The sequence below is a fragment of the Billgrantia gudaonensis genome, from assembly GCF_900100195.1.
Lineage (GTDB): Bacteria > Pseudomonadota > Gammaproteobacteria > Pseudomonadales > Halomonadaceae > Halomonas > Halomonas gudaonensis.
This window is the reverse complement of sequence record NZ_FNES01000016.1, coordinates 87689-95614: the sequence shown is the minus strand read 5'-3', so window position 1 is coordinate 95614 and position 7926 is coordinate 87689. Positions and strand designations below refer to the sequence as shown.

Sequence of the window (7926 nt, the reverse complement as noted above, 5' to 3'; positions counted from 1 at the left end):
ATACCATGATCGCCAGACTGGACACGGCCCACACCGACCCGGCCACGCGCCTCGCCGCTCCCTACCTGCGCTTCCTCGAGGCGCTGACCGACGCCGGCTTCGCGGGCGAGATCGCCCCCGACTACGCCAACCGCACGGTGCTCGCCACCGACAACTCCATCTACCAGCGCCTGCCCCAGGCGGTGCTCTACCCCAAACATGCCGACGACCTGGCGCGCATCGCCCACCTCGCCGGCCAGGTGGAACACCGCCAGGTGGTGCTCGCCCCGCGCGGCGGCGGCACCGGCACCAACGGCCAGTCGCTCACCGACGGCCTGGTGGTGGACGTCTCGCGGCACATGAACGCCATCCTCGACATCGACGTGGCGAACCGCCGTGTGCGCGTGCAGGCCGGGGTGGTCAAGGATCAGCTCAACGCCGCCCTGAAGCCCCACGGCCTGTTCTTCGCCCCGGAGCTCTCGACCTCCAACCGGGCGACGATCGGCGGCATGATCGCCACCGACGCCAGCGGCCAGGGCAGTTGCGAGTACGGCAAGACCCGCGACCACGTGCTGGAGCTCGACGTGCTGCTGCTGGGCGGCGAACGCCTGGTGAGCCGCCCGGTCGATGAGACGGAACTGGAGACGCTGTGCCGCCGCGACGACGTCACCGGCCGCGCCTACCGCACCGCCCGCGAGATCGTCGACACCCAGGCGGAGCGCATCGCCGCCACCTTCCCGCCGCTCAACCGCTGCCTGACCGGCTACGACCTGGCGCACCTGCGCGACGCCGAATGCCGGCTCGACCTGAACAGCCTGCTGTGCGGCTCGGAGGGCTCGCTGGGCCTGCTGAACGAAGCCGTGCTCAACGTACTGCCCATCCCCCGGCATTCGACGCTGGTCAACGTGCGCTACGCCGGCTTCATGGACGCCTTGCGCGACGCCAAGGCCCTCATGGCGAGCCGCGCCACCCCCACCTCCATCGAGACGGTGGACGACACCGTGCTGGGCCTGGCCCGCGAGGACTTCGTGTGGGACAGCGTCGCCGAGTTCTTCCCCAGCGGCGAGACGCCGGTGCACGGCATCAACCTGATCGAGTTCAACGACGACGACCCCGAGCGCCTGAGCGAACGCGTCGGGGCCTTCTGCCGCCATCTGGAAACGGATGCCAGCGTGCCGCGCCTCGGCTATACCCTGGCGGAGGGGCGGCCGCAGATCCAGAAGGTCTACGCCATGCGCAAGCGCGCCGTGGGCCTGCTCGGCAACGTCCAGGGCGAGAAGCGCCCCATCCCCTTCGTCGAGGACACCGCGGTGCCGCCGGCGCACCTGGCGGAGTTCATCGGCGAGTTCCGCGCCGTGCTCGACGCCCGGGGGCTGGCCTACGGCATGTTCGGCCACGTCGATGCCGGGGTGCTGCACGTGCGCCCGGCCATCGACATGAAGGACCCGGCCCAGGAGCGGCTGATCCGCGAGGTCTCCGACGAGGTCGCCGAGCTGACGCAGCGATACCACGGCCTGCTGTGGGGCGAGCACGGCAAGGGCGTGCGCTCGGAGTACGCGCCGCAGGTCTTCGGCGATCTCTACCCCAGCCTGCAGCGGGTCAAGGCCGCCTTCGACCCGCACAACCAGCTCAACCCGGGCAAGATCGCCACACCCGACCAACCTCACTCTGACGACAGGACATCGGGGGCAGGCCGCAGCGAAGAGAGCGTCAAACTCATGGACCCGGGCCTGCTGACCGTCGACGGCGTGCCCACCCGCGGCCAGCTCGACCGCACCATCGACGAACGGGCGTGGCAGGCCCACGCCGCCACCGTCTACTGCAACGGCAACGGCGCCTGCTACAACTACGACCCGAACGACGCCATGTGCCCGTCGTGGAAGGCCACCCGCGAGCGCATCCACTCGCCCAAGGGGCGCGCCAGCCTGATCCGCGAGTGGCTGCGCCAGCAGGGCGAGGCCGGCATCGACCTGGTCGAGGAGTCGCGCAAGAAGAAGGCCGAGGGCGCCTGGGGCTTCGTCCGGGACTTCCCGCTGCGGCTGCGCAACACCCTGCGCCGCGGCCGGGAAGACGATTTCTCCCATGAAGTCTACGAGGCCATGGCGGGGTGTCTGGCGTGCAAGTCGTGCGCCGGGCAGTGCCCGGTGAAGGTCAACGTGCCGGACTCGCGCGCGCGCTTTCTCGAGGTCTACCACGGCCGCTACCTGCGCCCGCTGCGCGACTACCTGGTCGGCGGCCTGGAGTTCGTCATGCCGGCACTGGCTCGCGTGGCGCCGCTCTACAACGCCGCCCTGGGCCAGCGCTGGGTCGAGCGGCTGCTGGCCGGGCCGCTGGGCCTGGTCGACACGCCGCGCCTGTCGCGGGCGAACCTCAAGAAACAGCTCGCCGCCTGGGGCATCGCCGAGGCCACGCCCACCGCGCTGGGCCGGCTCACCGCGGCGCAGAAGGCCAACAGCGTGGTGCTGGTGCAGGACGCCTTCACCAGCTTCTACGAAGCCAAGCTGGTGATGGACATCGTCGAGCTGCTCGGCCGGCTCGACGTGCGGGTGTTCGTCGCCCCGTTCAGCCCCAACGGCAAGCCGCTCAACGTCCAGGGCTTTCTCGGCGCCTTCGAGCGTACCGCCGAGAAACAGGCCGCGCGCCTGCGCACCCTGGCCGAGTTCGGCGTGCCGCTGGTGGGCATCGACCCGGCCATGACGCTGACCTACCGCCAGGAGTACGTGCACGCCCTGGGTCCGGACGCCGTGCCCGAGGTGCAGCTGCTGCAGGAGTGGCTGGTCGCTCACTCTTCAACCCTGGCGTCGTCCCTAGGCCGCCGGCTCGCTACCGAGGACCGTACGCTCGCCGACCCCGGCTTCAAGCTGCTTGCCCACTGCACCGAGAAGACCACCGCCCCGGGCGCGCCCGGCGCCTGGCAGCGGGTGTTCGCCGCCTTCGGCCTGGAGCTCGAACTGGTGGCCACCGGCTGCTGCGGCATGTCCGGCACCTACGGCCACGAGGCCCGCAACCGCGAGACCTCGAAGACCGTCTACGCCCAGTCGTGGCAGCCGGTGGTGGAGAATGAGGCCAACGCCGGCCGCCTGCTGGCCACCGGCTACTCGTGCCGGAGCCAGGCCCGGCGCCTCTCCGATACCGCGCTGCCCCACCCGTTGCAGGGGTTGCTGGGCGTGCTGCGGGCGGCCGGTTCAGGTCGCTCGGGTCAATCGGCGGGCGTCAGGTAGATGCGCAGCCGCTGGGCGGCGTTGTCGAGGTGATGAGCGGCGGCGGCCCGGGCGCCTTCGGCGTCCTGGGCGGCAATGGCCTTGAAGATCGCCTCGTGCTCATGCTGCACGCGCTTGACCATGTCCTGGCTGCGCGCGGTGTTTTCGCGAGCGGTGCGGATCAGGTTGCGGACGCGCGACTCCAGGAATTCGCCGAAGCTGATGAAGTAGGCGTTGTGGGTGGCCTGGAGAATGGCGCGATGGAACTTCATGTCTTCGTCGACCCCGTTGCGGTTTTCCCGAATGGCGGTTTCCAGCCCGTCGAGATGCTGGCGGATGGCGTCGAGGTCGCTGGGTGAGCGGTGGGTGGCGGCCTGCTCGGTGGCCGCCACTTCCACGGCCATGAGGAATTGAAACAGGTCGGCAAGGTCTTCCTTGTCTTCGAAGCTGGGCTCGAGACGGAAGACCGAGGCGCCTTGCGGGTTGACGAAGTGCCCGCGCCCCTGCTGCGAGATCACCAGGCCGTCCGACTTCAGGATGGAGACGGCCTCTCGAATCACCGGGCGGCTGACGCCATAGGCTTCGGCGAGCTCCTGCTGGGTGGGCAGGCGCTTGCCCGGCTCGATGCTGCCGCTTTCGATGGACGTTCTGATGCGCTTGGCCACTTCGTCCGGCAGGGAGTGGCCGCGTGCGATGGTGCTTGAAGGTGCTGTGTTCATCATGGCGTCCATTGCGAAAGAAGGCGGCGCTCTTCGGCCGAAAGGCGCGCCTTCGTGTGTCAGTTGATATAGAGCCCGCCATTGACCTGGAGGCTTTCTCCGGTCATGAAGCTGGCCGCATCGCTGCACAGGAAGTCGACGACGCTGGCGATTTCATCGGGCCGGCCCAGGCGCTGCAAGGGGGTGGTGCCGATCATGGCCTGGCGTTTGGCCGAATCCAGCGACTCCATCATCCGCGTATCGATGAGTCCCGGCGATATGGCATTGACGCGAGTGCGCGGCGCGAGCTCCTGGGCCAGCGACCGGGTGAGCGTCAGCACGCCGCCTTTCGCCGCCGCATAGGGCGTATGGTTCAGGCTGCCTCGCTGGCCGGCCAGCGAGGCGATGTTGACGATCGAACTGTCCTCGCTCAAGAGCGGCCGCAAGGCCTGGATGGTAAAGAAGACACCGTCCAGGTTGATGGCCATGCTCTTTCTCCAATCCGCTTCGCCGATCTCGGCCAGCGACAGGTGCTGGTAGAGACCGGCGCCGGTGACGATGTAATCCACCTGTCCGAAAGCCTCTCGACATGCCTCGGCAACGCGCTCGGCGTCCTCCATCTTAGCGACATCGTGACGAATGGCCAGGCAGTCGGGCTCGCCGCCCAGCGTGGCGGCGAAGCGCTCGAGGCTCGCCTCGTCGATGTCGGTCAGTACTAACTTGATGTTTCGCTTGCTGAAAAACAGGGCGATTTGCTGGGAAATCTCCCCGGCGGCACCGGTGATGACGGCGACTCGTTGGCGTTGTTGTGGCATGACGTGTTCTCTTTGTATTCGACTAAAGTTGCGTTGTCATGTCGTATGACAAGTTTCATCTTAGCCGAACGTAAGGTCATATGACAACTTTTTGGTTCCCATATTTTGTCTATGAAAAACAACGATCTATGAAAAGGCAGGGCAGGCTTTCAGGCAATGACGACGTCACGAGGCAGTAGCGGAAGTGAGCAGCATCCCGCCATGAGAGGTGCCGTGGTGGTGACCGGCGGCGGCAAGGGGATCGGGGCGACGATCGCCAGACGCTTTGCCGAGGCGGGCCATCCGGTGCTGATCTTCGACCGCGACGAAGCGGCCGCCGTGAGCTGCGCCGGGGATATCCGCTCGCACGGTGGCGTGGCCTCCACGTTCGTGGGCTCGGTGACCTCCGAGGAGGACGTGGCCCAGGCCATGCAGCTGGCCGTCGAGCGCTACGCGCAGTTGGCGGTGTTGGTCAACAACGCCGGCATCTCCTGCAATCGGCCGACGCTGGAGCTGGAGCTCGACGAGTGGCGGCGCACCCTGGACGTCAACCTGACTGGAGTCTTCCTGTGCGCGCGCGAGTTCGCCCGGCGGGTATCGGCCGGCGACACCGAGAGCGTGATTCTCAACCTGTGTTCCATGTACGGCGTCGTTGCCGCCCCCAACCGGCTGGGGTACTGCGCGACCAAGAGCGGCGTGGCGATGATGACCAAGTCGCTGGCGGTGGAGTGGGCGGAGCTCAACATCCGCGTCAATGCCATCGCGCCGGGCTACATTCGCACGGCGCTGCTCGAGGAGCTCATCGCCGATGGACGCGTGGATGCCGAGGCGCTGCTGGGGCGGACTCCCCAGAAACGGTTCGGCACCGTCGAGGAAGTCGCGGACCTGGCGTTCTTTCTGGCGTCTCCCGAGACGCGCTTCATGACGGGGCAGATCGTCGGACTGGATGGCGGTTGGACCGCCAATGGCTACCTGTAACGCACCTTATCGAGAGGAGATTGATATGCCCCGTTCCCGCAAGCTGACGGTTCAGGCACCCTGGCGCGAGCTCGCGACCACCGAGCGCGATTGGCAACGTGCGGATGCCTCGCTGTTGGCGACCACGCTGGTGAGCCTGCACCTGATTCGGGCGTTCGAAGAGAAGGTGCTGGAGCTGGCGGGGCAGGGCCTGGTTCACGGCCCGGCCCACTCGAGTATCGGTCAGGAGGGCGGTGCGGTCGGTTCGGCGCTGGCGCTGCGCAGCTCGGATCAGATCAACGGTTCGCATCGTGCCCACCATCAGTTCCTGGCCAAGAGTCTGCATTTCGTGGCGCCGCAAGGCCTGGATCCGGCGCAGCCGGTGAGCGATTCCACCCAGGCGCTGCTGCAGCGCACACTGGCGGAAATCATGGGGCTTTCCCAAGGGTTCTGCCGTGGGCGTGGCGGCTCCATGCACCTGCGCTGGGCGGATGCCGGGGTGCTGGGCACCAATGCCATCGTCGGCGGTGGCGTGCCGATGGCGGCGGGTGCCGCCTGGGCGCATCGCCGTGCGGGCACGGGCGACGTGGCGGTGACCTATTTCGGCGACGGCGCGGTGAACATCGGCTCGGTGCTGGAAACCATGAACCTGGCCGCGGCCTGGAAGCTGCCGCTGTGCTTCTTCATCGAGAACAACCGCTATGCCGTCTCCACGGAGGTCGGCGAGGTGACTGCCGAGGCGCGCCTTTCGTCGCGGGGCCAGGCTTTCGGGATTCCCGCCTGGAAGGTGGATGGCATGGATCCGCTGGCAGTGCACCTGGCGATGCAGGAGGCGCTGGCCATCATGCGCGAGGGCGGCGGGCCGACCCTCATCGAAGCCGACGTCTACCGTTTCTTCCACCAGAACGGCCCGCTGCCCGGCAGCGCCTTCGGCTATCGCACCAAGGAGGAGGAGGCCGAATGGCGCGAACGAGATCCTCTCGACCGGGTGGCCAAGGCGATGGTCGAGCGGCGGCTGATCGACGAGGCCGGCGTGGCCGGCCTGCGCGAGCGGGCCCGGAGCGCCATGGAGCGCGCCGCGGCCGAGCTGCTGGATACCGGCGGCAAGAAACCCGCGGTGCGTGCCGATCTGTGGCCCTCGCCCGATTTCCGCGACGCTCACGTGCGCGGCGACCTCTCCGAGCTGGCGTCGGCCCGTTACGTGGAGCAGGAGGCCTATGGCGGCACGCTGGAGCCGCGCAAGTTCGTCGACAGCGTGGCGGAGGTGATGCATCGACGCATGGAAAGCGACGAACGCATCGTGGTGATGGGCGAGGACGTGCACCGCCTGAAGGGCGGCACCAACGGGGCGACCCGCGGCCTGGCCCAGGCGTTTCCGGGGCGTTGCCTGGGCACGCCGATCAGCGAGAACGCCTTCGTCGGCCTGGGGGGCGGCATCGCCATGGATGGCCGCTATCGCCCGGTGGTGGAGTTCATGTATCCGGACTTCATGTGGGTGGCCGCCGATCAAGTCTTCAACCAGATCGCCAAGGCGCGGCACATGTTCGGCGGCGACAGCGCCATGCCGCTGGTGCTGCGCACCAAGGTGGCCATGGGGACCGGCTACGGCTCCCAGCACTCGATGGACCCCGCCGGCATCTTCGCCACGTCGCCGGGCTGGCGGATCGTCGCGCCCAGCACGCCGTACGACTACGTGGGCCTGATGAATAGCGCCCTGCAGTGCGAGGACCCGGTGCTGGTCATCGAGCATACCGACCTCTACAACGCCAAATTCCCGAGTCCGGTGGACGATCTGGACTACTGCATTCCCCTGGGCAAGGCCAAGGTGGTGAGGCCGGGCAGGGACGTGACCGTACTGACCTACCTCTCCATGGTGGCGCCCTGCATCGAGGCGGCGGAGCGGCTGGGCGTGGATGCCGAGGTCATCGACCTGCGCAGCCTGGATCGCGCCGGCCTCGACTGGGAGACCATCGGCGACAGCATCCGTCGCACCAACAACGTGCTGGTGGTGGAGCAGGGCTCGTTGGGTACGGCGTATGGCGTGCTGCTGGGCGACGAGGTTCAGCGCCGCTTCCTGGACTGGCTCGACCAGCCGGTGCAGCGCGTGCACGGCGGCGAAGCCTCGCCGAGCATCTCCCAGGTGCTGGAGCGCGCCGCCTGTGCGGGCCCCGAGGAGATCGAGGCCGGCATGCGGCAGGTGATGGCGGCGCAGGGCCGTCCGCTGGACTGAACCGGAAACCACGCAATGCAACCACGAGCTCCCCAGACGGTGAGGGGCGATGCCCCGGCGCTCGTTGA

At 68.0% G+C, this 7926-nt stretch carries 5 protein-coding genes; 3 read left to right on the top strand and 2 right to left on the bottom strand.

What is annotated here, in order from left to right; all coding sequences use genetic code 11:
- Window positions 1–5: 5 nt before the first annotated feature.
- Window positions 6–3200, top strand: a complete 3195-nt coding sequence (gene ydiJ, locus BLP96_RS16610) for a D-2-hydroxyglutarate dehydrogenase YdiJ (protein WP_089688407.1) — start codon at window positions 6–8, stop codon at window positions 3198–3200.
- On the opposite strand, the gene BLP96_RS16605 is transcribed toward ydiJ, so the two are convergent.
- Window positions 3179–3898: a FadR/GntR family transcriptional regulator gene (locus BLP96_RS16605; protein ID WP_089688415.1), complete on the bottom strand. Its 720-nt coding sequence runs from the start codon at window positions 3896–3898 to the stop codon at window positions 3179–3181. The genes ydiJ and BLP96_RS16605 overlap by 22 nt on opposite strands.
- 59 nt (window positions 3899–3957) lie before the next feature.
- Window positions 3958–4692 carry an SDR family NAD(P)-dependent oxidoreductase gene (locus tag BLP96_RS16600; protein WP_089688405.1) on the bottom strand — a complete coding sequence of 245 codons (735 nt, stop codon included), beginning with the start codon at window positions 4690–4692 and terminating at the stop codon, window positions 3958–3960.
- A 201-nt stretch (window positions 4693–4893) separates the two neighbouring features.
- On the opposite strand from BLP96_RS16600, the gene BLP96_RS16595 reads away from it, so the two are divergent.
- The gene (locus BLP96_RS16595; protein WP_218118625.1) at window positions 4894–5649 is read left to right on the top strand and encodes an SDR family NAD(P)-dependent oxidoreductase; all 756 of its coding nucleotides are present in this window, start codon (window positions 4894–4896) and stop codon (window positions 5647–5649) included.
- Window positions 5650–5674: 25 nt separating this feature from the next.
- The gene (locus tag BLP96_RS16590) at window positions 5675–7858 is read left to right on the top strand and encodes an alpha-ketoacid dehydrogenase subunit alpha/beta (RefSeq protein WP_089688401.1); all 2184 of its coding nucleotides are present in this window, start codon (window positions 5675–5677) and stop codon (window positions 7856–7858) included.
- Window positions 7859–7926: the final 68 nt, after the last annotated feature.